This is a genomic window from Acetobacter nitrogenifigens DSM 23921 = NBRC 105050 (assembly GCF_000429165.1).
Lineage (GTDB): Bacteria > Pseudomonadota > Alphaproteobacteria > Acetobacterales > Acetobacteraceae > Acetobacter > Acetobacter nitrogenifigens.
The window spans coordinates 354,836-377,231 of record NZ_AUBI01000001.1 but is presented as its reverse complement, the minus strand read 5'-3'; the positions used below and the strand labels follow the sequence as shown (position 1 = coordinate 377,231).

19 protein-coding genes and 1 pseudogene are annotated in these 22,396 nt (G+C 59.7%); 16 read left to right on the top strand and 4 right to left on the bottom strand.

Annotation, left to right across the window (positions count from 1 at the left end; translation table 11 throughout):
* Positions 1-11: 11 nt before the first annotated feature.
* Positions 12-1,439 (bottom strand): protein adenylyltransferase SelO, encoded by a 1,428-nt coding sequence (locus G442_RS0101735; protein WP_026396597.1) that lies wholly within the window; start codon positions 1,437-1,439, stop codon positions 12-14.
* A gap of 345 nt (positions 1,440-1,784) precedes the next feature.
* Between G442_RS0101735 and G442_RS0101730 the strand changes: the two genes are divergently transcribed.
* Complete coding sequence (locus tag G442_RS0101730) at positions 1,785-4,682, top strand: TonB-dependent receptor plug domain-containing protein (protein ID WP_371863388.1); 2,898 nt, start codon at positions 1,785-1,787, stop codon at positions 4,680-4,682.
* Between the two features lie 133 nt (positions 4,683-4,815).
* Here G442_RS0101730 and G442_RS0101725 read toward each other — a convergent pair whose 3' ends face one another.
* Positions 4,816-5,880: an enoyl-CoA hydratase/isomerase family protein gene (locus G442_RS0101725; protein WP_026396595.1), complete on the bottom strand. Its 1,065-nt coding sequence runs from the start codon at positions 5,878-5,880 to the stop codon at positions 4,816-4,818.
* Positions 5,881-6,076: 196 nt separating this feature from the next.
* On the opposite strand from G442_RS0101725, the gene G442_RS0101720 reads away from it, so the two are divergent.
* Positions 6,077-6,538 (top strand): flavin reductase, encoded by a 462-nt coding sequence (locus G442_RS0101720; RefSeq protein ID WP_084440320.1) that lies wholly within the window; start codon positions 6,077-6,079, stop codon positions 6,536-6,538.
* A gap of 116 nt (positions 6,539-6,654) precedes the next feature.
* Entirely contained in the window at positions 6,655-6,780 is a 126-nt protein-coding gene (locus tag G442_RS26415; RefSeq protein ID WP_264801481.1) for a hypothetical protein, read from the top strand.
* Between the two features lie 276 nt (positions 6,781-7,056).
* Here the strand turns inward: G442_RS26415 and G442_RS20410 are convergent, their stop codons facing one another.
* Both G442_RS20410 and arsC read right to left on the bottom strand, forming a co-directional pair.
* Entirely contained in the window at positions 7,057-8,010 is a 954-nt protein-coding gene (locus G442_RS20410; protein ID WP_084440287.1) for an MIP/aquaporin family protein, read from the bottom strand.
* Positions 8,011-8,137: 127 nt separating this feature from the next.
* Positions 8,138-8,503 (bottom strand): arsenate reductase (glutaredoxin), encoded by a 366-nt coding sequence (gene arsC, locus G442_RS0101705; RefSeq protein WP_035376085.1) that lies wholly within the window; start codon positions 8,501-8,503, stop codon positions 8,138-8,140.
* A gap of 177 nt (positions 8,504-8,680) precedes the next feature.
* Here arsC and G442_RS0101700 point away from each other — a divergent pair, with 177 nt between their 5' ends.
* From G442_RS0101700 to G442_RS0101640, 13 genes and pseudogenes are all read left to right on the top strand, one after another.
* Entirely contained in the window at positions 8,681-10,531 is a 1,851-nt protein-coding gene (locus tag G442_RS0101700; protein ID WP_211229110.1) for an adenine deaminase, read from the top strand.
* Positions 10,532-10,698: 167 nt separating this feature from the next.
* Positions 10,699-10,902 carry a cold-shock protein gene (locus G442_RS0101695; RefSeq protein WP_026396591.1) on the top strand — a complete coding sequence of 68 codons (204 nt, stop codon included), beginning with the start codon at positions 10,699-10,701 and terminating at the stop codon, positions 10,900-10,902.
* A gap of 578 nt (positions 10,903-11,480) precedes the next feature.
* The gene (groES, locus tag G442_RS0101690) at positions 11,481-11,774 is read left to right on the top strand and encodes a co-chaperone GroES (protein ID WP_026396590.1); all 294 of its coding nucleotides are present in this window, start codon (positions 11,481-11,483) and stop codon (positions 11,772-11,774) included.
* A gap of 60 nt (positions 11,775-11,834) precedes the next feature.
* Positions 11,835-13,475, top strand: coding sequence for a chaperonin GroEL (gene groL, locus G442_RS0101685; RefSeq protein ID WP_026396589.1), 1,641 nt, complete (start codon positions 11,835-11,837; stop codon positions 13,473-13,475).
* Between the two features lie 336 nt (positions 13,476-13,811).
* Positions 13,812-15,215 (top strand): aminotransferase-like domain-containing protein, encoded by a 1,404-nt coding sequence (locus G442_RS0101680; RefSeq protein ID WP_026396588.1) that lies wholly within the window; start codon positions 13,812-13,814, stop codon positions 15,213-15,215.
* A gap of 338 nt (positions 15,216-15,553) precedes the next feature.
* A complete protein-coding gene (locus G442_RS0101675) occupies positions 15,554-16,036 on the top strand; it encodes an MSMEG_0572/Sll0783 family nitrogen starvation response protein (protein WP_026396587.1) in 483 nt (160 codons plus the stop codon).
* A 24-nt stretch (positions 16,037-16,060) separates the two neighbouring features.
* Positions 16,061-17,035, top strand: a complete 975-nt coding sequence (locus G442_RS0101670) for a Nit6803 family nitrilase (protein ID WP_026396586.1) — start codon at positions 16,061-16,063, stop codon at positions 17,033-17,035.
* Complete coding sequence (locus tag G442_RS0101665) at positions 17,032-18,141, top strand: MSMEG_0568 family radical SAM protein (protein WP_026396585.1); 1,110 nt, start codon at positions 17,032-17,034, stop codon at positions 18,139-18,141. Before G442_RS0101670 ends, G442_RS0101665 begins: the two co-directional genes overlap by 4 nt.
* Entirely contained in the window at positions 18,138-18,701 is a 564-nt protein-coding gene (locus tag G442_RS0101660) for an MSMEG_0567/Sll0786 family nitrogen starvation N-acetyltransferase (RefSeq protein ID WP_026396584.1), read from the top strand. The genes G442_RS0101665 and G442_RS0101660 overlap by 4 nt, the downstream gene beginning before the upstream one ends.
* On the top strand, positions 18,701-19,672 hold the full coding sequence (locus tag G442_RS0101655; protein WP_026396583.1) for a sll0787 family AIR synthase-like protein: 972 nt from the start codon (positions 18,701-18,703) through the stop codon (positions 19,670-19,672). The genes G442_RS0101660 and G442_RS0101655 overlap by 1 nt, the downstream gene beginning before the upstream one ends.
* Positions 19,669-20,849: pseudogene (locus G442_RS20405) on the top strand (MSMEG_0565 family glycosyltransferase). The gene G442_RS0101655 and the pseudogene G442_RS20405 overlap by 4 nt, the downstream one beginning before the upstream one ends.
* A complete protein-coding gene (locus tag G442_RS0101645; protein WP_026396582.1) occupies positions 20,837-21,124 on the top strand; it encodes an MSMEG_0570 family nitrogen starvation response protein in 288 nt (95 codons plus the stop codon). Before G442_RS20405 ends, G442_RS0101645 begins: the two are co-directional and overlap by 13 nt.
* A 14-nt stretch (positions 21,125-21,138) precedes the next feature.
* Positions 21,139-22,386: an MSMEG_0569 family flavin-dependent oxidoreductase gene (locus G442_RS0101640; RefSeq protein ID WP_026396581.1), complete on the top strand. Its 1,248-nt coding sequence runs from the start codon at positions 21,139-21,141 to the stop codon at positions 22,384-22,386.
* The last annotated feature ends 10 nt before the right edge of the window (positions 22,387-22,396 follow it).

Below are 22,396 nucleotides of genomic sequence, written 5' to 3'. Positions count from 1 at the left end.
GCGCGCCGACCTCATGAGGAAGATCCGGCTTTGAGGGCGTCGGCCATGGCCTCGAGACGGTGCCACATGTTGCGCAGTGGTTCCCAGTCATCGCCTTCAGCCACATGGGACCAAAGGGATTCGACCGTCTCGATCAGCAGGTCGCAGGGCGCATCGGCCCCAAAATACGCATGACCCAGATCGACGCCGGCCGCGGGCGCGCGGGATTGCAGCAGTGAACGCACAGGGATGAACGACGGTTCATTATAATAATGTGTGCGCGCACTGGCGTCGGCCCGATGGCGTGACGCTTCACCTCCATACCAGTCATAGGGCAGAAAATGGAAGGGAATTGACGAGTTCGCGAGGAATTCGGTGACGGCGAGCCTCAGATCTCGATCACTTTCTGGGCCGAGCGACGCCACGCCGAGCCGTCTTCGCCATGCCTGATCCAGTTCGGCTTCGTAATTTTCCGGGAACCTGGAAAGAATTTCGTTCAGCGCTTCATGCGGCGCTAGCGCCAGCAAGCATTCCGCCAGCCGCGCGAGATTCCACATCAGCGCCTGCGGTTGTCGGCCATAGCTGTAGAGTCCGCCGTGATCAAAGTACGCTGCGGTGAAGTTCGGATCGTAACGGGGCAGGAAACGCCATGGGCCGTAATCGAAACTTTCGCCGGTGATGGCGATGTTATCCGTGTTCAGCACGCCGTGCACGAAACCGGCGGCCATCCACTGCGCTCCGACGCGCGCGACACGTTCGCCGATGGCGCGGAACATGACGAGCGCAGGATTGTCCCCGTCGTTTACGGGGATGGTTGGATAGTACGTGGTGAGCACATAATCGACCAGTGCCGAAATGGACTCCACGTCCTCATGCGCCGCCAGACGCTGAAAGGTGCCTATGCGGATGTGGGAGTGGCTCAACCGCACCAGCACGGCGGAGCGCGTGGGAGACGGTTCGTCGCCCCGCGTCAACTCCTCGCCGGTTTCGATCAGGCTGAACGCGCGTGACGTATCCACGCCCAGAGCTCCGAGCATGGAAGCGGCGAGAATTTCGCGCACGCCGCCTTTCAGGGTCAGCCGCCCATCGCCGCCGCGCGACCACGGCGTCCGGCCGCTGCCTTTCGTCCCAAGGTCGAGAAGGCGTCCCTGATCGTCTCGTAGCTGCGCGAACAGAAAGCCGCGCCCGTCGCCGAGGTCGGGGTTGTACTGCCGGAACTGGTGACCGTGATAACGCAGCGCAAGTGGTTGCGGCAGCGAACCGGGCAACGGCTCGAAACGACCGAAATGCCTGACCCATTCCGGGTCGGTAAGGGCGTCAAGGCCTATGGACGCTGCGGCGCGTTCGTTGCGATAGCGCAGGATGTGCAGCGGGAAGTGCGCGGCCTGGACGGGGTCGTAGAATTCGGCGCCGAGGGAGAGGTGATCGGTTGCCGGTCGGTAAGTCGGCGAAACGGGCATTGTAGGAAACCTTCTACGAAACTCGATCTCCGCGACGGGATGGCGCGGTCCGGCATGTTTACCCGACGCGATATGGCGACTGGGTGGCTGAGCGTCATGATCGCGCTGCAATTTGACACGTGGTGTAACAATATGTGCCAAAATGATCACAGTGAGAGATTTAGCGACACAACTGCCGATCGAACGTCAATTACCCGATTGCAACATATTCGCTATGTTTGCCATGCATGGAGCATTCCGGACGATAAGTCCGCACATCTCGCCTGAGCTCGGTGCTGTATGGAAAATTTCAAAACAATAACAAAAAAAACTTCACTTTTCTTTGGGGCGGCGCTTCTCGTTTCTATGCCCGTAGTCGGGAGTGGCTGGGCGGATGCTGCGACGAAAAGCAAGTCATCGCAAAAAAAAGCAAAGCATGTTCAGGCCCACTCTGTAACGACTCCGGTTACACAGACCCCTCGCGTTGTAACAGGGTCTTCGCCGACGGCCTTAACTCCCGTGGCGGGCGCGCACCGTGCAACCGCCGCTCGCCCCACAGCTTCGTTGGACGGCGGCAGCGAAGCGATTGTTGTGACCGGCTCGCTTCTGCGCTCAGCGCACAATACCGATTCCAACCCAGTTCAGATCATCACGTCGAAGCAAATTCAACAGACGTCCGCTGTGACTCTGGGCGATTACCTTCAACGTTTGCCATCGATAGGCAACTCCGGCGCGGCGAACACGCAAACCAATGGTTTCGGCGGAGTGTCGTGTACGGATCTGCGTAACCTTGGCAGCACTCGTGTGCTCGTTCTGGTGGACGGCAAGCGTACGACCCAGGATCCCAACGCCGCCTGCGTCGACATGAACATGATCCCGGTCGAGCAGATCGCCAGCGTTGAAATTCTTAAAGACGGTGGCTCGGAACTATATGGTGCGGACGCTGTTGCGGGCGTCATCAACATCAAGCTGCGTCACGACCTGAATACAGGCAATATTACGATCCGTGGTGGCCTGACCGACCGGGGGGATTCGCGCACTGGTCTCATTGCGGCTTACAAAGGCTGGAATTTTGATCATGACCGCGGAAATATTACGATCAGCGGCCAATACATGACTGTGGGCCCTGTCATGCAGCGGGATCGCTCCTGGGCGAATCCCGTGCAGGCGTCCAACGACCCGGGCGTACCCCCGATCTACGGGTCCGGTTATTCTGCTGGCATGCGTGTTCTGAGCGGCCCGGGAGCTGGCTTGATAGCCAATAGCGACGGTTCAGGCTTCCACAATTTCACGTCGGCAGATCGATATAATTACGGTAACGACCAAAGTCTTTCGAACTACCTTCAAAGCTCGACACTATCCGGCGACATGCATTATCGGGTGAATGACCATTTCATTCCGTATGCTCAGGTCCGGTACACACACAAATCCGCCGCTACGTCGATGGCGGCATCGCCGGTTGCAGGAAGTATCTATCCGTCCACGTTGTCCAATCCGCTGACCCTTCCTGGCAACGCCCCCTATAATCCGTGGGGCGAAGATGTCGTCACGCAGAAGCGTTATACGGATTTTGGCGGACGTCGCTCCGAAACTGCAGTGGATAACCTGCAGGTTATGGGCGGCGCACATGGCAAGATCGTCGCTAACTGGGAATACGATGCGTCGATGACGTACGGCGTCAGTCGTGCGAGTTATGATACAGAGAATATGGGAAATTATCGCCATATTCTGGAAGAGTACGGTATTCGTCAGCTGGATCCTGGTGACCCGGGCAGCGCAGTGACCTATGATCCGACGGTGTGCACCTCCCAGCGCGGATGCGTGCTGCAGAATCCGTTCGCGCCTATGTCGGCGCAGGCCGCCAATTACGGCAAGTTCACCCAACATGACACTGCGCAGTATATGTTGCGCGACTTCAACCTTCGCGTGAACAATGATCGCGTCGTGAAGATGCCGTATGAAAACGGCGGACAGCTCGGTCTGGCGTTTGGTCTTGAGCATCGTAGCGAACAGCTGAGCTATACGCCTGATATCCTCGCGCAGTCCGGCGACACGACCGGCAATACGCAGGCCTATTCCGGTGGTGGCTTCAATGCTACCGAGGTCTATGGCGAAGCAAAATTGAACCTGCTGCACAATGCATTCCTCGCTCGTGACCTTACGGTCGACGCTCAGGGCCGTTGGTCACACTACAACACGTTCGGCAACACGCAGAACTGGAAAGTCGGGATTGACTGGGCCCCGACCCGCGATATCCGCTTCCGCGGCACTTTGGGAACCTCCTACAGACAGCCGAATGTTTATGAGCTGTATGGTGGCCAGTCGCTCGGCTACGCAGCTGCGACCGATCCCTGCGCGCAGGTGTCTTCCTACGCCGGTCTTGCTGCGAACGTGATCGCCCGCTGCCAGAGAGACGGCATTACGAACCCGGCGACCTTTGAAGTGGCTAACCCGGGACAGGTGCCGGCGATCAGCGGCGGCAACGCGAAACTGTCTCCGGAAATGGGCCGCACCTACACGTTCGGCACGGTCATCACGCCGCGCTGGATTCCGGGCCTCACGGCGTCCGTCGAATACTGGCACTACACCGTCAAGAACGAGATCAGCTCTGTGCTCGCGCAGTACGCGCTTGACGGATGCTACACGGGAACAGCGACGCAATATTGCAGTGCGATTTCGAGAAACTCCAACCAGCAGCTTAATTATGTCACAACGTTGGACGAGAATCTCGGCGGCCTGAAGACTTCGGGCATCGACTTTGATCTCGATTACCACGTTCGCGTTTCGCCGGTCGACGTGCTGACGCTGTCAAACAACTTCCAGCAGATCGTGAGTTATCTTCAGCAGAACGAGCCCGGCGGCCCGTGGTACAATTACGCAGGGCGGCTGTTCTTTGCCGGATCGTCGGGCGTCGGCGGCACGAACGGCATTCCGCGTGTGACGAACTACACTACGGCGTCCTGGGCGCATGATAACCTGACATTCACTTACATGCTGCACTACACCGGGGGCATGGTGTGGAACGATGGAACCAACGATCTGAACCGCCAGACGGCGGGACAGTGGAAGACGCCGGGCATCTTCACACATGACGTGACGGTCAACTACCGCCTGCACAAATGGAACTTTGAAGTTGGTGTCAACAACCTTCTCGACAAGAAACCGCCCTTCGTATTCGATGCGGCGACCAATACCGCCAATGCGATCTATAGCTCGGCCATCATCGGTCGGTATGTTTTCGCTCAGGTCGGTCTCGACTTCTGATCGTTCGTTCCTGGTGTGAGCGACTGCAAGGCCGCCATCTTCCGATGGCGGCCTTTTTGTTGGAGCGCCCCCCCTGATGGGGCGTCGTCTCGCGTTCGTCGCTCGCGCGTTCTTAGATCGCTCGGGAGAAGTCTTACGGTGCGTCATCCGGATTGAAGCAACTCAGCACGGCCTGCCTCGTCACGTCTCCGATTGAACGTGGACTCCAGACGGGCGCATTGTCCTTGTCGATGAGCCGCGCACGTACGCCCTCCATAAAATCTGGGCGGTTGAGCAGATGTCCCACCAGACGCGTTTCCTGCGCAAAGGCCTCTTCTCGCGTCACGCCGCCTTGCAGCGCGTTCCAGGCCAGCCATGTGACGTGTAGCGAAAACGGGCAGGCGCCACGCAGGATTCCAAGATCGGCAGCAGCCCAGTCATGCGCGTCTTCGTTCTTCGCGAGAGTTTCGAGACGCGCCATAAGCAGGGGTAGGCCCTCAAAGGGCGAAACATTGCGGAAGTCGTAGGTCTCGTTGATCACGTTCGATAGAGAAGGAGCGGCCGGGGCTGAAGCAAATGACGAGAGCAGGTTGTCGACGCTCTGCGGAGCCTCCGTCGACAACGTGTCGAAAAGGTCCGCAAGCGCGTCGGAGGCGATGGCGTGATCCGCGAACCCAAGCGCCACGGCCTGCGCGCCCGATATACGGCCCCCGGTCAAGGCGAGACGTAATCCGTGCATGCCCGGCGCACGAGCAAGCAACCAGGAGCCCCCCGCGTCAGGCGTCAGGCCGATAGCCGTCTCAGGCATCGCGAGCACGGAACGCTCGGTGACGATCCTGTGCCGGGCGTGCGCTCCAAGCCCTACGCCGCCGCCCATCGTGATCCCATCCATGACCGTCGCCACCGGCTTGGGGTAGGATGCGATCGCAAGCATGGTCACGTAAGGCACGGACATCTCGGCCAGTGCCTTACGTGGCCCTTCACTCTCGATTATCGCCCTGATGTTTTTGATATCGCCGCCAGCGCAGAACGCGCGGGGCGAAGAGCTGTCTATCAGGACGATCTGGACGCCGGGGTCGTCCCTCCACGTGTCGAGCGTGGCAAGGATTGCTCGCGCCATGGTCGGATCAACTGCGTTCAGGTTTTTGGGGCGATCAAGGGTGATGCGGCCCACATGACCGCGCCGGTCGACGAGTATCGGGTAGGGGGAATGGTTCATCGTGGAGCCGCTGCTTTTTCTCTCAACCGACCGGGCCGGTTTTGCCCTTACTTTTATATATGGTTGTCGGAGGTCGCCTAATCTCTTACGGGTGAGTGCTTGTGCCTCCAGACCGCAGTGAAAATCGCGCGCAGGCGGAGGCAGTGCAGGAGGGAGCGCGCAGGTGTCCGTAGATGCGGCAGTATTCCGTGAAGCCATGTCGCGTCTGGGCGCGGCGGTCACGATCGTCACCACGGGGAGTCTGGACGCCCCGGTTGGCTTCACCGCCTCTGCAGTCTGTTCGGTTACGGACACGCCCCCCACGTTGCTGGTTTGTCTGAATCGCTCCACACGCGCCCGACCGGCTTTTGCGGAGTTGGGAGCCATCTGCGTGAATGTGCTTTCCGCGGGGCAGGACGCCCTGTCGAACCATTTCGCCTCGCCGATGGAGATGTCGGAGCGATTCGCTCTTGGCCACTGGACGACGTTGGAAACCGGCGCGCCGACGTTGGAAGAGGCGGTCGCCAGTTTCGATTGCCGCATTACGCAGATGGTCGAGGTCGGCACGCATACGGTGATTTTCGGCGCAGTACAGGCGATCCGCCTGGGCGGAGACGTGGGTGGACTGGTTTATTTTAACCGCGCCTACCATCATCTGCCCTATATCAGCGCAAACTAGAGCGCGTTACGACTTCATGCGAAAGCGTAACTTCGGTTAATCGTTTGTCGAGCTTGCTCCGTTCACATGGCTTCATGGACGCATGTTCGATTTCAGGCATCAGCGGAGATGGGTTCATGGCGAAGCGCAAGGCGAAAGACGACGCGCCGGTCATCAGCGTGCGCGCTCTGGTCTACATGCATCTGGTGATGTTGATCGTCGTTGCCTTGCTGGCCTGGCTGGACTGGTCTCTACCCAACTGATCGAGGGCCTGACGCTGGGCGCAGGCATTTCGCCCGCAATCGCGCGGATGCGCCACGATAAAGCTTGAACGTGTATGGCCCTTCATCCCGGCCAGACGATTCTCGGTGCGTTGGACCGTTTATCCGGCTCTCCCAATATGACACCGATCCGCGCCTATGCTCCGAGTTGTCGGGAGTATGCAGCCGTGGCCAGTCAGCCGATGTTTGATCGGGAAAACTTCAGCCAAGCCAGAAGTCAGGAATTGGCGCCGCAAACTGACGCAACGAGAGGGGGCGTTAGCTGGACGGAAAATGCTCGGCCGCAGGCTGGGGCGTCGCCTCGGGCGCTTCGAGACGCGGCACTCGTCCGTGGTGGCCGAAATTCACGACCCGCGCCTCGACCGCGTGAAGACGGCCAAAGATGCGGGATTTTATCGCCCCAACCCCGAGCGCGCTGCCGAGAAGCGGGCCAGCCAGATAAATCCAGAGCGACGTCCAGTTCCGATCAAAGAGCGCAGGCCCCAAAGATCTGGCGAAATTCGTGCTGTCTCCAGATATCCAGGCGAAGATCGGGTTCATGGCGAAGAAATAGATCGCGCCGATCCATGGAGCGATGAAATGCAGACGGGGTTTCGCCGCAGCATAGTAAATCGCCAGAATAAGGCCAAACGTGACGACGGTTTCGGTCGCCACCACCCAGCCCGGGTCAAGCGTTGGGTTAGGTAATGTGGCCGCGTAATGCCCGGCATGAACAAAGTTGCCCCAACCCGGTATCAAAACTGCGGAAGCTGCCACGCACGCGCACCCCGCGACAGCGCCGACAATTTGCGCGCAGCAATATCCGGTCAGATCGAGTGGCTTTAACTGACCGCCAAGAGAGAACGCCAGCGATACGGAGGGACTGAGATGCGCGCCGCTGACTTTTCCGAAGCGGGTCATGGCGGCCAGAGTTCCCGCCCCGCCGAAGCACAGGCCGCAAAGTGCAGTTTGCAGTAAGGGGCGCTGCCCGAGCCACGCGCCGACGGACCATGAGGGCGCGCTCAGCAGCGTGTTGGTCGTCACGCCGATAATCATCAGCACAGCCGTGGCGATCGCCTCGCACGCGTAAAGCTTCCAGTGCAGCGGGTGATCCGGGTGCGGCTCTCCAGCCAAAGGGCGGTCCTCAAGCTCCTTCCTGGTGAAGTGAATGTGCGGGAAATGAATATGCGGAAGTCGAGCATGGCGCGCTTCGTGGCGACGGTCGGTGTCCATAGGGGCTGGGCCTCCCTGTCGATACGTTGATGAGTAATGACATGGCGTGGAAATGGCGGGGTTCCGCGTGCTTCCGCCGCGAAACCTTTCCCCGCCTTGCGATTTCTCCACACGTGATGTTGAGAGATCAGGCGGCGGGCAGAATCTCCGTTAAAACGTCTGCTGGACGGCACAGGCGTACGCCGAGAGACGTCTCGACTATCGGGCGGTTGATCAGCACAGGATGCGCCAGCATCGCATCCAGAAGCTCATCTTCCTCAATGTCCGCCCGACCGAGGTTCAGTTCTTCTGCCAGAGCCTCCTTCGCCCGAAGCAGGCCTTTCAATCCGACGCCACTGGATCGGCCGAGACGGAGCAGTGTTTCATGATCCGGCGGGGTTTTCAGATACTCAACGACGCGGGGAGAGAGCCCTTCCGCACGAAGCTTTTCCAGCACCGTGCGGGACGTGCCGCAACGGGGGTTGTGATAGATCGTGACGTCAGTATCAGGCATGTTCAGATCCGGGATAGCCGCCGTCCGGTCAAAGTCGGGTGAGGCGGGGCGGGAACGATGACGAAAGGGAGACGGCTTCAGAGCACGTCGCCCGCTGTCGGCGGCTTTTCGGCCTATCATGAAAATCATCACGCGCCATGACGTGAGAATAGCAGACAGGTCGTATCAGACCTGACTATGCTCGCCCCTATGAGCACACAGCACAACCCGATCCGCCCCTCGCTCCTGACGCGCTTTTCGGTCGATCCGCTTCATACGATGACGTGTCGCCTGGCGGCTGTCGCGTCCGGGCGCGCCGCGCCGGATCTGGTGCTGACCGGCGCGCGGGTATTGTCCACCTATTCTGAGAGAATCCTGACGGACCGTGAGGTCTGGATCAGCGGTGGCCGCGTCGCGGCGATAAAGCCGGCGGGAAGCTGGCGGGCGACCGGACATGCTCCCGGCGCCGTCAGGGACGTGCAGGGCGGGATCCTGGCCCCCGGCCTCGTCGACCCGCATCTGCATATTGAAAGCAGCATGATGACGGCTTGCGCCTACGCGGAAGCAGCGCTGCTCAATGGCACGACGACAATTTTTTGTGACAGCCATGAAATCGGCAATGTCGCCGACGTCGCGGGCGTCGAGTGGATGCTTGAGGATGCGCGTCAGGCGCCGTTGAACGTATTTCTGACCGTGCCGAGCACCGTGCCCGCGACGTCGCCCCAGTGTGAGACGGCAGGTGGAGACCTGACGCCGGAGAAGATTGGCGGAATTTTTGATCGCTGGCCGGAGGCGGTCGCGCTTGGTGAGAAAATGGACTTCGTGCCGCTTTGCCTGGGCGATGAACGCAGCCATGCCATCGTCGCGGAGTCGCTGAAGCGCGGTCGACCAGTTAGCGGCCATGTTTATGGGCGGGAGTTCGTGGCGGCGTACGCCGCCTCCGGCGTGACGGACACGCATGAGGCGATCACCGGCGAGATCGCTGACGATCTGATAGAAGCCGGCGTGTGGGTCTTTTTGCGCGGTGGACCAGCGACGACGCCCTGGCATTCGCTACCGCAAGCGATTCGGGCGGTTACGCAGATGGGAGCATCGCCGAAAAGGGTCTGCGTATGCACCGATGATCGCGACGCAGACGACCTGTTTCTGTTCGGTCAGGATTGGGTGGTGAGACAGGCCGTGGCTGCAGGCCTGTCGTCGGAAGTGGCGTGGAGCATGGGATCGCTGCATGGCGCGACTCGCTTTGGCATGGAAAACGATATCGGCGGACTGGGCGGGGGACGCCGCGCCGATCTGGTGCTGCTCAACGATGCGCTGGAGGTGCAAGACACTTGGTATGGCGGCGTTCCGGTCGTCGAACATAAAAAGATCACGCCAGTTCTCGACCGGCAGCTTTCGGAGGCGCGTTATCGTTACCCCGATGCGGCCTATCGCACGGTGATTCTGCCGGAAATCGGCGCGTTGACGCCGGAATTGCCCGACGGGCCATGCCGCGCCAACGTGATCGGCGTTGGCGCGCAGGGAGAAATTCCGCTGCGGCACGAGGTTCTTGAACTGGCGGAGGCGCGTGCGTGGGAGCCCGTTCTGGACGCGCATGATCTTTGCTTCGTGACTATTCTTGAACGCCATGGGCGCAATGGCGGCGTCGCGCACGGCTTGCTGCGCGGGTTCGGTTTGACGGAGGGGGCCGTAGCCAGCAGCGTGGGGCATGACGCCCACAACATTATCGTCGCCGGGCGGCATGAAGCGGACATGCGCCTGGCGGTTGAGACGATCCGCGATGCGCGCGGTGGCGTGGCGGTCGTATCTGGAGGACAGGTGAAGGCGCTGGTGGCCCTGCCGATAGCGGGGTTGCTGTCGGACGAGCGCGGCGGGGTGGTGGCGGCGCAAACCGAAATCCTGAAGCGCGAATGGAGCGCGTTAGGTTGCACGCTGCCATATATGGGCTTCAATCTGATCCCATTGTCGGTCATCCCCGAGATACGCATTACCGATCGGGGACTGATCACTGTGCCCGCGATGGAGCAGATTCCGCTTTTCGAAAAATGACGCCCGTCGGTCGAATGTTGGAACGGTAACCAAACGCGGCTTGACAGCGTTGTTTCTTCCGTGAGCGGATGCTGCGAGCTCTGCCGGTGGTTTTCCGCAGTGATCAGGGTGAGCCGCCATCGCGGGACGATGACGCCCGCAGTGGAAGAAAAGGAAAGAACAGTAAGATGCCAACCGGTACCGTGAAATGGTTCAACGCCACCAAGGGCTTCGGCTTTATAGTCCCGGACGAAGGCGACAAGGATGTGTTCGTTCATATTACGGCGGTGCAGGCGGCCGGACTTCGTGGTCTTGTTGAGGATCAAAAACTCAGTTTCGATCTGGTGACCGAGCGCGGAAAAGTCGCGGCTACGAATCTCCAGTTGCTCTGAAGGGACGGGGTCAGGGGAGGCAACCCGATGGAGGGTTGCCAAGCCTTTGGGTGGACCGTGAGCCTTCATGTGCCGTCGATATGGTCGGCGGAGTATCGTAGTGGCGTCTGAATAGTCTGCGGCGACGGGCGCCGAAGGCGGAATTGAGAGGCGCTTCCTCGAACTCATTTCATCGCGAAGTGCGGCGGATGAGCGTTGTGCTCCTGCGCCCTTCGTGAGCGTCGACCCCGCCTGCTTTTTGACGCGGGGTGGGACGAGCGCGCTATGTGGCGCCCGCCTGTTGAGCTGTGGAGCTGTTTTATTGCGCGCGTGGCGCCATCAAAATTTCATGCTTGGCCCAGCCGAGCGGAAAACGCGAGCGGGTCGGTAAATTTTTAAATAACACAATGAAAACAGAGGCTTGTCTTCGGTTATAAAAATCAACCACGATCCTTGACAGGGCCGGGGGGCGATCCTATCTCAATCGTGGCACTCCCGGGGTGGGAGTGCTAACGCACCGCGGCGTTAAGCGCGTGGCAAACGGTGGCGTTGCTTGATTCAAGAGGGCGCCGCCCCAGAAAGATGTGGAGCGATCCATAATGACGAAATTTCGTCCCCTGCACGATCGTGTGGTGGTCCGTCGCCTGACGGGTGAAGAAAAGACGGCTGGCGGGATCATCATCCCCGACACCGCCAAGGAAAAGCCGATGGAAGGCGAGATCATCGCTGTTGGCTCCGGCGCTCGTAACGAGCAGGGCCAGATCGTGGCTCTGGACGTCAAGGCTGGCGACCGCGTCCTGTTCGGCAAGTGGTCCGGCACCGAGGTCAAGATTGACGGTGAAGACCTGCTCATCATGAAGGAAAGCGACATTCTGGGCGTGATCGCCGCCTGAACAGGGCTGGCTTCAGATCCCCCTTACTGATCGCTTTTAATCCTCACAGGAGAAGAAACTATGGCTGCCAAGGACGTAAAGTTCGGCGGTGAAGCCCGCCAGCGCATGCTGCGCGGCGTGGATATCCTTGCTGACGCAGTGAAGGTGACGCTTGGCCCGAAGGGCCGCAACGTCGTGCTCGACAAGAGCTTCGGCGCGCCGCGCATCACGAAAGACGGCGTTTCGGTCGCGAAAGAGATCGAACTGGCCGACAAGTTCGAGAACATGGGCGCACAGATGCTGCGCGAAGTGGCCTCGAAGACCAACGACGTGGCTGGCGACGGCACCACGACGGCGACCGTTCTGGCTCAGGCCATCGTTCGTGAAGGCGCGAAGGCTGTCGCGGCTGGCATGAACCCGATGGATCTGAAGCGCGGCATCGACAAGGCTGTTGCGGCCGTCGTTGAAGAGCTGAAGAACAACACCAAGAAGATCACGACCCCGGCCGAGACGGCCCAGGTCGGCACGATCTCCGCAAACGGCGAGCATGAAATCGGAGAGATGATCTCCAAGGCCATGCAGAAAGTCGGCTCGGAAGGCGTGATCACGGTCGAGGAGGCCAAGGGCCTTCATACCGAACTCGACGTCGTCGAGGGCATGCAGTTCGATCGTGGTTACATCTCCCCGTATTTCATCACGAATGCGGAGAAGATGATCGCGGATATGGAAAACCCCTATATCCTGATCCACGAGAAGAAGCTGTCTTCGCTTCAGCCGATCCTGCCGCTGCTCGAGGCTGTTGTGCAGTCCGGCCGTCCGCTGGTCATCATCGCTGAAGACGTCGATGGCGAAGCTCTGGCGACGCTGGTCGTCAACAAGCTGCGTGGCGGTCTGAAGATCGCTGCCGTGAAGGCTCCGGGCTTCGGCGATCGTCGCAAGGCGATGCTGGAAGACATCGCGATCCTGACCGGCGGTCAGGTCATCAGCGAAGACCTCGGCATCAAGCTTGAGAGCGTGACGCTCCCGATGCTCGGTCGCGCCAAGAAGGTGCACATCGAGAAAGAGAACACCACGATCGTTGAGGGCGCTGGCGAAGGCGACGACATTAAGGGTCGTTGCAACCAGATCCGCGCTCAGATCGAGGAGACCTCCTCCGACTACGATCGTGAGAAGCTCCAGGAGCGTCTGGCGAAGCTCGCAGGCGGCGTCGCGGTCATCCGCGTCGGCGGCTCGACGGAAGTCGAAGTGAAGGAGCGCAAGGACCGCGTCGACGACGCGCTGCACGCAACCCGCGCGGCTGTCGAAGAAGGCATCGTACCGGGCGGCGGCACGGCTCTGGCTCGCGCTTCTGCGGCTCTTGGCCACCTGCACTTCCACAACGAAGACCAGAAGGTCGGCGCGGAAATCATCCGCAAAGCCCTTCAGGCTCCGCTGCGCCAGATCGCTCACAACGCTGGTGAAGACGGCGCCGTGATCGCTGGCAAGGTGCTCGAGTCCAGCGAATACGCTTACGGCTTCGATGCGCAGCTCGGCGAGTACAAGGATCTGGTGTCGGCTGGCATCATCGACCCGACCAAGGTTGTCCGTACGGCTCTGCAGGACGCGGCTTCTGTCGCTGGCCTGCTGATCACGACCGAAGCCATGGTCGCCGAGAAGCCGGAAAAGAAGGCTCCGCCGATGCCGGGTGGCGGCATGGGCGGCATGGGCGACATGGATTTCTGATCCAGTCGAACATATGGTTCCGAAGAGGGGAGGGCGATTTCGCCCTCCCTTTTTTTATGGCGATTATTGCGCATGCGAACGCGATTACTCTCTTTGTTTCGTTGTGGTGATATCGAAAAATTACTTCCGCAATGAAGCGATGAAATTTCTATTGGATCGTTAATGTTTTCATCGGTTTTCCGGTTGATGAAGGGGGCTCGAAGGTTCGCGAGATCGCGCTGATGTTGGCGAGCGGAGGCCGGGGCGCCGAACTTCATATTCAGAAGACGGCTGGCTGCGTTAATTGTATGGTGCTTTACGCAGAAAATACGCGTCAAATGTATGGAATTTCATCTCATGCCCGCTGAAACTTATCTGGCTCATTGGAAAGATGAAATCAGCCGCAGTCCCAACTCAATTTATCTGACGATCGTTGACGCGCTGGCGCTGTCCATCCGCAAGGGCGATTTGCGCGAGGGCGACAGACTGCCACCGCAGCGAACGATTGCGGATTACCTTGGCACGAACCTTACCACCGTGACGCGCGCCTTCACGGAGGCTCGTCGTAGAGGGCTCATAGACGCCACGGTCGGTCGCGGAACCTTCGTTCGGGTGGGGGCGGGCGAGAGCCACTGGCGGCATACCGGCCCGGCTGTGGTCGATCTGACCATGAACCTTCCCCCCATTCCGCAAGATCCGTCGCTTCAGCGTATGATCCAGAACGATATTACGGCTCTTCTGAAGCAGCAGGACCTAAACAGCCTGATGTCCTACCGGGTTACGGGCGGCACGATCGAGGAGCGTCAACTCGGCGCCAAATGGATCGCTCCTGCCATAGGGCAGCGGCGGACGGACGAAATTCTGGTCACGCCAGGCGCCCAGAGCGCGCTGGCGGCAATTGTGAGCACACACACGCAGCCGGGAGACGTCATTGTCACCGATCGCATCGCTTATCCGGGAATTCGGACGATCGCGGCTCAGTTTGGTCTCATTCTCGTCGGCGTAGACAGCGACGACGAAGGCATGGCGCCTGAGCAACTCGATCAGGTCTGCTCTCAGCATCACCCTCGGCTGCTGTACTGCATCCCGACAATCCATAACCCCACCACGGCCACGATGTCTTTGCAAAGACGCAAGGATATTCTGAAGGTCGCTCAACGTCACCATCTGCACATTGCCGAAGACGACCCTTACAGCCTGTTGATGAACGACCCGCCGCCCGCGCTGGCGGCGCTCGACCATTGCCGTGTCAGCTACATCGCGACGCTCGCCAAGACGCTCAGCCCGGGCCTGCGCACTGCTTATGTCGCTCTTCCGAATGCGGATATGACCCGGCGCGTCACCGCCGCCATTCGTGCGATCGTGCTTACCAATGCCGGGTTACTGAGCGCGCTTGCAGTTCGCTGGATGCAGACCGGGCAGGCCCACACGATTCTGCACGCTATTCAGAGAGAGCTGCGTCTTCGGCAGTCGATCGCCCGTAAGGTTTTGGGTGATCAGCACTGTATGAATCCCGATGGGCCTCATGTCTGGCTGAAGCTTCCCGATTGGTGGGGGAGTGCGGACTTTGTGGCTTATGCCCGCAGACGGGGGCTAGCGCTTGTCCCGAGCACCGTGTTCGCCATCAGCGGCGAGCCTCCACAGCGTGCCCGGATCGCTCTGGGCAGTGCGCCGGACGCGGCCAGCCTTGAAGAATCTCTCCACGGCGTCCTGTCCATCTTACAACACAAGCGTTCTCCCGGCTTCGCGGATATTGTGTGACCGGGCCATTGCAGGCGGAGCCGATCAAATCGCTCAACTCTGCGAATGATTCGAGCGCGCGGGAAAATCAAGAAAGTGCAACGTTCACGAATTCGTGATAAAAAAAATGCATTGAAACAATGACTTCTAAGAATTTTGATAGATTGTATGATGTGCAGTTTCTTTTTGTATGTCTATGTTCATGCGAAATGATGAGATTCATTTTGCATTGATTTTATTGTACCGATTTCCGTGCCCATACAAAATTTTGCCGCAGAATTTTCCCGTGTCACGTTTGCTTCGGCAACGCGGTCGGCCCCGGTTTCTCGCCGGAGACCGCATTACACGGGAGAAATGTCATGCCAAAAGTCGAACACGCTCCGCATAAAGATGGCGATTGTTTCGTCAATTATGAAAACAAGGTTTTTGAAGACGTTAAAGCGCAACCCGGCGAGAAGGCCCTCGTCACTTTCCACACCGTCGCCAACGAGGGTTCGGTCGGATTTGTAAATCTTCTTCAGGCCACGCGTCTGATTCGAAAAGGGTTTGAAACGTCCGTATTGTTGTACGGACCGGGCGTCACCCTTGGCGTGCAGCGCGGCTTTCCCCGTCTTGGTGACGAGGCTTTTCCCGGGCATATGAACTGCAACAACCAGATTTCAAAAATACTTGAAGAAGGCGGAAAAGTTTACGCCTGCCGCTTCGCGCTTCAGGCTCTTTACGGTTACGGCGAACAAAATCTGATCCCGGGCATTACGCCGATCAACCCGCAGGACGTGCTCGACATTATCCTGCTGGCCCGGCGAGACAACGCTTTCATCCTCAATACCTGGACTCTCTGAGGGCAGAAGGGAGGACCGCAAGCCATGTCACGCATCATTCGAGCCGCTGCTATCCAGATCAGCCCCGTCCTGGGTGACGACGGTCTGGGTACTGCCCGGAAAGTCTGTCAGGCCATTCGTGACGCCGCTGGAAAAGGTGTGAAGCTGGCGGTCTTTCCCGAAACCTTTGTGCCTTATTACCCCTATTTCTCGTTCATCCAACCAGCTTTCCGCTTCGGCGGAGAGCACCTGGAGCTTTACGAGCGCGCGGTTGTCATTCCCGGACCGGTGACGGACATGGTGGCTGAAGCCGCCCGTGATACGGGCATGGTCGTCGTGCTGGGCGTGAATGAGCGCGATTTCGGCACTCTCTACAACACACAGATTATTTTCGACGCGACGGGAGACATCCTGCTCAAGCGGCGAAAAATCACGCCTACCTACCATGAGCGTATGGTCTGGGGGCAAGGCGACGGCGCTGGCCTTAAAGTCGTCGAAAGCGCCGCCGGGCGTATCGGGGCTCTGGCGTGCTGGGAGCATTACAACCCGCTTGCCCGTTATGCGCTGATGACCCAGCACGAGGAAATTCACTGCGCCCAGTTTCCGGGTTCGCTGGTGGGCCAGATTTTCGCCGATCAGATGGAGGTGACCATCCGACATCATGCGCTGGAATCCGGCTGCTTTGTGGTGAACGCCACCGGATGGCTCACGGAAGAACAGATCAGGGAGGTGGCGCGCGACCCGGCGCTTGAGGGGCCGCTGCGTGGTGGGTGTTTCACCGCCATCGTTTCACCGGAGGGCAAACTCCTTGGCGCGCCGCTGACTGAAGGCGAGGGGATGGTGATCGCCGATCTCGACTTCGCCCTGATCACCAAACGCAAGCGGATGATGGACTCAGTGGGACATTACGCGCGTCCGGAATTGCTCAGCCTGCTTCATGACCGGCGTCCGGCCCGAACTGTTCGCTATCCCGATGCTGACGCAAGACTTTTCTCTTCTGATGACGAGGTCACACAATGACCGTCCCGACGCTTGGCACGATCTCCGGCCGTAAGCTTCTCACCGATCTGCAATCGTTCGGCTTGCAAATTGGCGACGATATCGGCGGCATTGCCCGTAAGGGCGGCGCCGGCCCTTCTGATCATAAGACGATCACTATCGCCGGCCAGACCATCATGGTCCCGGTCTATACGTCCGGCGCCCGTCGCTCTCCGTTTCAGGCGAGCCCGCCGGATCAGCGCGGCGCCAGCACACTGGTGCGTGAGGGTCAGGCTCTCGGCACAATTCATTTCCCGACCGCCCCGCGCTTCTACGGCCTGTCCACGGCGGACGGCGTTCCTTATTGGAAAATCGCGCTGCTGCACGGGCGTGATACGCTTGCGACCACAGTGCATCAGACTTGCATTCGCTACGCCGACAGAAGAACGTCGTGTCAGTTCTGCGCCATCGGGCAGTCTTTGGAAGCCGACAGGACGATCGCCTACAAAACACCTGCGCAACTCGCCGAGGTCGCCAAAGCGGCGGTCGAACTGGACGGCGTGCGGGACATGGTGCTTACGACCGGCACGCCCAACGTGGTCGACCGTGGCGCCGCGGTGCTGGCGGAGTCCGCCCGCGCCATCAAGGCGGCGGTCGACCTGCCGCTTCAGGTGCAATGCGAGCCGCCACGCGATCACAGCTGGTTCCAGCGTCTGCGCGATGCGGGTGCGGACAGTCTGGGCATGCACCTTGAAGCAGCCACGCAGACTGTGCGTGAAAAGATCATGCCGGGCAAAGCCACAGTCAGCGTCGATCGTTACATGGACGCATTCGCCAGCGCCGTTCCCATCTTCGGACGCGGGCAGGTCAATACCTATATCCTGGCTGGTCTGGGCGACGGGGTCGAAGACATCCTGGCTCTGGCTGAGCGTCTGATCGCGTTGGGAGTCTATCCCTTCGTCGTTCCGTTCGTGCCTATTTCTGGAACGCCTCTGGAAAATCACGCTCCTCCTTCGAGTGATTTTATGAAGTCGGTTCTGGCTCCGCTGGGACGCATGTTGCGGGAGGCTAACATGAAATCCACCGACATCCGCGCGGGATGTGGTCGCTGCGGCGCCTGTTCCTCGCTTTCGGCCTACGAACAATGAGCATGGACCTCGCAGATGTAGGAGAACGCCCGTTCGTTCCGACGGAATACGTCGTGCGGCTTGCCCGGACGTCGTGGGAGCGCGCCGGCTATTACGCTTTACGTCGAGAAGTGTTTTGTGAAGAGCAACGTGTTTTCTCTGGCGATGATCGCGATGTTGTCGATGAAGTCGCCATTCCCATCGTCGCCGCCTGCTGCATGGCGGGAATGGCGGATCGGGTTGTAGGCGCGGTACGCATCCATGAATCTGAACCCGGTGTCTGGCGCGGTTCCCGTCTGGCGGTACAGGAAGATCACCGGCGACTGGGGCGGATCGGCGCCGAACTTATCCGCATGGCGGTCAGCACGGCGCACGGGCTTGGGGCCAGCCAATTTCTTGCGCAGGTTCAGGAGCAGAACGTGCTGTTCTTTCGTCGCCTGCATTGGAAAAGTCTCGGGGAGATCACGCTGCATGGCCTGCCTCACCACGACATGGAGGCAGATCTCTCACGCTATCCGGCTCATGAGCAGGATCAGACATGGTTGTTGCGCCCGCAACCCAGAACCCGGCGGGTGGCGTAATGACGCGCGAACTCGCCACTCTGCTGCGCACGCTGCGCCAAAGTCGTGCGCTCGCCGCCAAAGAGGACATTGCAGAGGTGGCGGCGATCCTGAGCCCTGCGAGCCGCGAGGCTGTCCGCCTGGGTGACGATTGCGCCGCGATACCGGATGGCGATGGCTATCTTCTTTTGGCCAGTGAAGGTTTTCAGGACAGCTTTGTTCGCGCCATGCCGTGGTTTGCCGGGTATTGCGGCGTGATGGTCAATGTCAGCGACATCGCGGCCATGGGTGGTCGTCCGACGGCAGTGGTGGATGCGCTGTGGAGCGATACGTCGGAGGCGGCCGCCTCCATCCTGGCCGGCCTGCATAACGGGGCCGACGCCTATGGAGTGCCTGTTGTCGGTGGCCATACCAACATGCGCAGTTCTCATAACTCGCTTTCTGTAGCGATCCTCGGGCGCGCACGTCATCTGCTGACCAGCTTCGACGCCCGACCAGACGAGGTTCTGATCGCTGCAATCGATCTGCGTGGCCGCTGGCATGATCCACATCCGTTCTGGGACGCAAGCTCATCTCTGCGCGGCGTCGAAGGAGCGGCTCGACTGCGGGGCGACATTGAACTTCTTCCCTCTATCGCGGAGGACGGTCTGAGTCGTGCAGCCAAGGACATCAGCATGGCCGGGTTGCTCGGCACTGCGCTCATGTTGGCTGAATGTTCGGGCGTCGGCATGACCATCGCACTCGACGACATTCCGCGTCCCAAGAGCGCCCCGATGGAGCGCTGGCTATCCGCCTTCCCAAGCTATGGCTATCTGTTGACGGCCCGTCCTGATGATGCGGAAGAGATCATGGCCCGGTTTCACGGGCGCGACATAGCGGCGGCGGTCATCGGTCGTTGCGACAGCACGCTGCGGCTCGACGTCATATGGGACGGAGAAAAAGAAACTTACTGGGATCTCGCTCAAACGCCGCTCATGGGGTTTGCGCCATGATGCTCTCGATCGGAATCCTGACCCACTCGACCAACCCACGCGGCGGCGTGGTGCATGGCATGGCGTTGGCGGAAGCTCTCCGCGACGCCGGGCACGAAGCCGTCCTGATTGCGCCGGATGAGGCGGGAACAGGTTTTTTCCGCACGCCTCGTTGCGCCACGCGCTGCATCCCGGCGAAACCTGAAGCGGATCTCCCGACGCTGGTGGAACGGCGTATTGGAGAGATCGCGGATGCATTGCGGAGCGCCGTGCATTTCGATGTGCTGCACGCGCAGGATCCCATAAGCGCCAACGCGCTGGCGGATCTGGCGACTGAAGGGCGGATCACGGGATTTGCCCGAACAGTCCACCATCTGGACCGTTTCTCTCATCCCGGTGTCGCAGCCCGACAGAGACGGGGAGTTACGGCTGCGACCGAGCTTTTCACCGTCAGTCAAGTCTGGAGGGATGCTCTTCTTGCCGAATATGGGCGGGATGCGCCTGTGGTTGGAAACGGCGTCGATCTGGCGAAGTTTTCTTCGGATCCGGCGCTCCGAGACCGCGATGTTCGTGAACGTTACGGACTTCCGCAGGGCGCTCGCCTCATTCTCTCGATTGGCGGGGTGGAGCGTCGCAAGAACACGCTTGTTCTTCTCGAGGCGTTTGAGATTTTGCGTCGGGAGAATCCGAGCCTGCATCTCGTGATTGTCGGCGGCGCCACGTTGCTGGACCATTCCGATTACCGCCGTCTTTTCGATGAACGCGTTCAGACCAGTGGACTTGCCGATGCAGTCACCGTGACCGGCGTCGTCGCGGATGACGATATACCCGCGTTTTACCGGCAATCTTCCGTTCTGGCCTATCCCTCGCAGACGGAAGGCTTTGGCCTGTGTCCGCTTGAAGCCCTCGCATGCGGGATACCGGCGGTGACGCCCGCCGTGCCGCCATTCACGGAACATCTTCATAGTCTTGAGGCGTTCTGGTGTTTGCCGGATCGTCCTGAGACACTCGTTCGCGCGTTGCGTGACGCTCTAAGCGCCCGGAGCCCTACCCGCTTTAAGGTCAGCGGCCCCGCAACAGCTCGTCGTTTCGATTGGCGCAACGTGGCCAATCGGCACCTCCCCGCATACCGACGTCTGGCGGCGCTGTCACGCGCGGGCGTCCCTGCTCAGGAGTCACACAACCATGCCTGAAATGATTTTTCGCGTGCGCTGGCCAGACGGAAAGGAGACCGACTGTTACTCCCCGTCTCTGGTCATACGCGATCATTTCCAACCCGGGGAGGATTACCCGATCCACGAGTTTCTTGAAAAGGCGGACATCGCCCTGACGGAGGCCAGCGAGCGGGTTCGCGTGCGCTACGGTTTTCCGTGCAGCCGTGCCCTTGGCCAGCTTCACGCCATTCGGCAGGCTGGCGCCCCTTTTCTAAATCTGTCCGACGCGCAGGTGCGCATCCTCTCCTTTGGATTCTGAAACGGAATATTCTTATGACACAGAGTGAAAAATCTGTCCCCGTGATCGTCGTCGGGGGAGGGCAGGCCGGTCTTTCAATGAGCTGGTATCTCTGTCAGGAGAAAGTCGAGCACATTGTCTTTGAAGCGAAGACGGCCTGCCATTCATGGGACGATGAACGCTGGGACAATTTCTGCCTCGTCACCCCCAACTGGCAGTGCGCGCTTCCCGGTCATCCCTACAAGGGGAAGGATCCACACGGTTTTATGGTGAAGCAGGAAATTATAGATTATGTAAAAGGCTTCGTTGAGTCATTTAATCCTCCCTTGCGCGAGCATACTGCGGTCACCTCCATCACCCGTCATGAAGATGGTGCTTACCGCGTAGCGGCTGGTGGCGACGTCTGGCGCGCACAGCACGTAGTGATCGCGTCGGGCGCATATCAGGACGCTGTGATTCCGGGTTACGCCAGCGCAATAGATTCTTCGATATATCAGGTTCACTCACAGGACTATCGTAATGCTGCGCAATTGCCGAAAGGAGCTGTGCTGGTGGTGGGAAGCGGCCAGTCAGGCGCGCAGATTGTCGAAGACCTGTTTCTGGAAAAACGTAAGGTCCATTTGTGCGTCGGGTCGGCGCCCCGCGTCTCCCGGTTCTATCGTGGACGCGACGTCGTGGACTGGCTCGCCGATATGCGGTTCTATGACCTGACAGTAGACAACCACCCTCTGCGTGACGGCGCACGTGACAAGACCAATCACTATGTCACCGGCCGCAACGGTGGCCACGATCTTGATTTGCGCCTTTTTGCGAAAGAGGGGGTGGGGCTGCACGGCACGCTGGATACCATCGGCGAAGACGTGGCGCATTTTCTTCCGGATTTGAAAGAGAATCTCGATGAAGCGGACAAGACGAATTCGGACATAAAGAAATCCATAGACGCCTACATCGCCCGCGAAGGCGTCGACGCGCCAATGGAAGCGCCTTATGTCCCATTGTGGGAGCCGGATGCGAATAATGCGCCGCTGGATCTGAAAGCTGCCGGAGTCACCTCGATCGTCTGGTGCATCGGCTTTCGCCCTAACTATCGCTGGATTGACGTGCCGGTCTTTAACGGAGCCAACAAACCTGTATGGCGCCGGGGCGTGACGGATGCGCCGGGATTCTACTTTCTCGGGTTGCCGTGGCTGCATACATGGGGGTCCGGACGCTTCTCCGGCGTTTCTCGCGACGCTGCGTGGTTGGCCAGTCAGATCACCGGCAAGGACATTCCTGTAGCCTGAGCGGAGGGTG